2 protein-coding genes are annotated in these 2,918 nt (G+C 49.7%); both read right to left on the minus strand.

What is annotated here, in order from left to right:
- Positions 1–133: 133 nt before the first annotated feature.
- A complete protein-coding gene (locus tag H503_RS0110885; RefSeq protein WP_016459828.1) occupies positions 134–2,254 on the minus strand; it encodes a heavy metal translocating P-type ATPase in 2,121 nt (706 codons plus the stop codon).
- Positions 2,255–2,289: 35 nt separating this feature from the next.
- Entirely contained in the window at positions 2,290–2,580 is a 291-nt protein-coding gene (locus H503_RS0110890) for a DUF6110 family protein (protein WP_014128069.1), read from the minus strand.
- Positions 2,581–2,918: the final 338 nt, after the last annotated feature.

Genomic DNA, 2,918 nt, shown 5'->3' on the forward strand with positions numbered 1-2,918 from the left:
AAAACAAAATGGATGCCTCCCGAAATATATCGGGAAACATCCACTAATGCCATTTAACTAATTTATATGCGTCCAGTTTTTGGGGTACACATCAGCCCTTTTTAGGCTCTTTTAGTCTCTTTTATCCGCTTTTTTAGACAAATTTCTTGAGATTCGTCATGCTGTGAAGGCTGAGGGCAATGGTCGACCCATTGTGCAGCAGTGCTGTTGTCGCTGGAGGCAGGATACCGGCTACACCAAGGGCAATCAGCGCGGCATTAAAGGAAACAACAAAATCATAGTTGAAATTGACACGCTTCATGAGCAGGTTGCTCAGTTCCTTTAGAACGATGAGCTGATGCAAGTCGCGGGCCGAAATGGTGATATCGGCAATTTCACGGGCAATATCAGCCCCTTCGGCAATGGCAATCCCAGCGTCTGCTTCAGACAAGGCAGGGGAATCATTGATACCGTCGCCTACCATGACGACACGGTGTCCTTCGGCCTTGGCGGCTTTGACGAACTGAGCCTTTTCCTCAGGCAGGACTTCCGCGTAAAACCGATCAAGCTCCAACGTCGCGGCTACATTTTCTGCTGTCCGTTTGCTGTCTCCCGTCATCATGACAAGGTTCTGGAAGCCAACGCGGCGCAGCGCCTTCATGACCTCCACAGCTTCCGGGCGCAAGGGATCGGAAATGCAGATGATGGCCATAAGGACCCCGTTCAATGCCATAAAGACATGGGAATAAGCTGGGGAACGGCTTTCGAACAGGTCTTCCTGACCCTCCGGGACACGGCAGTGCTCATCTTCAAAGATGAAGTGATGGGACCCGATGACAATCCGTTTGTCCCCGACACGGGAAGCAATCCCATGAGCTACGATGTATTCCACTTTACTATGGAGTTCATCATGGGTGATGCCTTCATCGGCAGCTTGACGCACAATGGCATTGGCCACAGAGTGGGGAAAATGTTCTTCCAGGCAGGCGGCATAGCGAAGGACCGTTTCCCGACTGTAACCATCAAAGCAAATGACGTCAGCAACCTTCGGCTTGGCAAGGGTCAGTGTTCCCGTCTTATCAAAGACAATGGTATCCGCCTCTGCCACCGCTTCGAGGAACTTGCCACCCTTGACCGTGATCTTGTAGGTACTGCATTCACGCATGGCTGACAACACCGCCAGCGGCATGGAAAGTTTGAGCGCGCAGGAAAAGTCAACCATGAGGACCGCCATGGCCTTCATAACATTGCGCGTGATCAGATAGGTCAGGAGGGTTCCGCCTAGGCACCACGGCACAAGACGGTCAGCCAAATGATTGGCCCTTCCTTCGAGGTTCGATTTAAAAGCTTCCGAATCCTCGATTATCTTAACGATTCGGTCAAAACGAGTATCCCCCACCGTTCCCGTCACCCGGATGCAGATTTCCCCATCTTCCACAACGGTTCCAGCAAAGACTGTTCCATCGACGGTCTTACGAACCGGCATCGATTCACCTGTCATGGAGGCCTGGTTCACGAGGGCTTCACCGCCCGTCACCAACCCATCAAGGGGAATGGTGCTTCCCATCTTGACACTGATGACATCGCCCTTTTCCACTTCGGTTAAGGGCACTTCGATTTCCGTTCCATTTTCAAGGACCTTCCATGCGGTATCCACGTTAATGGACATATGGGAAGCCAGATCATGAACGGATTTTTTTAAGGTCCACTCTTCCAGGATATCTCCAATTCCAAGCAGCAGCATGATCGATCCGGCTGTACCAAGGTCGTTTTGAAGCATAGCCGCCGTAATGGCCGTTGCATCAAGGACCGGTACATCGAGTTTGCCTGAAAGAAGGCTCTTGACCCCCTTACGGATAAAGCCTAGGGTGTGATACCAGGCACGGAGCATGCGCACAGGCATGGGCAGGAACCACTTACAGGCAAAATGACGCGTCACATGGGAAATCAGACGATTGCGGTAGGTCCGATTGAGGATCAGGGCATCCGCCTGATGCTTGCTGGACTTTTGGAGGCCCGGATCATTGGGGTCAAGATAGGCCAAGGTGTCCAAAAGAATAGGACGAAGAGAAGCCCTCTTGTCCGGAGCAAAGGTAATCGCAACTTCGCCCGATGCACTGTAAAGCTTAACCTTGTAAACTCCACTGATCCTTTCCAGGCGGGAAAGGATCACAGCGCCCTGCCGGGCATCAAACCCACGGAAGAGGACTCCTTTAGCGGACAAGCAGCGAACATGGATCCGGTCCCGGACCTCATGAATCATTTGAAATTTCACGATTGTCCCATCCTTTCTTCCTAGGAAATAGGGGTTTAGGCCTTATCTTCCACAGGTGTCAAGGCGTCTTCTTTAGCCTTCATTTCAGCAAGTTCCGCTTCTTCCCGTTTACGATTTTCTTCCTTGGCTTGGGCCACGATGTCATCAGCCTGGGCATTGAGGCAGGCCGCACTTTTTTCAGCGCATTTCTGTATGCGCAGGGCAGCAGCCGTCGCGCCAACGGCTGCTTTTTTCATGCATTTGCTCTTGAAAAAGACACGGGCCGCAAGCCCCAGAGCAGCACCGCTCACAACCATACCAACATGCATCCAATCTTCTCTTTCCATAGATAGCACCTCTCTCCAAGATAATATACAGCTAACTCATTAGGAGATTCTTTAGTTTTGAATCTCTTTATCTTGTCATTATAGCCTTTTCTTTCTCCTGAAACAAGCCAAAATCTTGATGATTCTTACGAGAAACTCTAAACGTTCCTCAATTTTTGCTCATCTCCATTACATTTTATTGCAATAATTCATGTATTCTTTATTGTTATATAAATTAGGATTAACTAACATGTATCCCAAATAAAAAAAGGTTCTTTGTCAAATGTTGGGGTGCCCCACAACTAAATCGCCTTTTAGGAACTCGGCAAGGCATTTGCCGAGTTCCTTTTTTGCCAATT

The organism is Acidaminococcus intestini DSM 21505, assembly GCF_000425045.1.
In the GTDB taxonomy this organism is placed as follows: domain Bacteria; phylum Bacillota; class Negativicutes; order Acidaminococcales; family Acidaminococcaceae; genus Acidaminococcus; species Acidaminococcus intestini.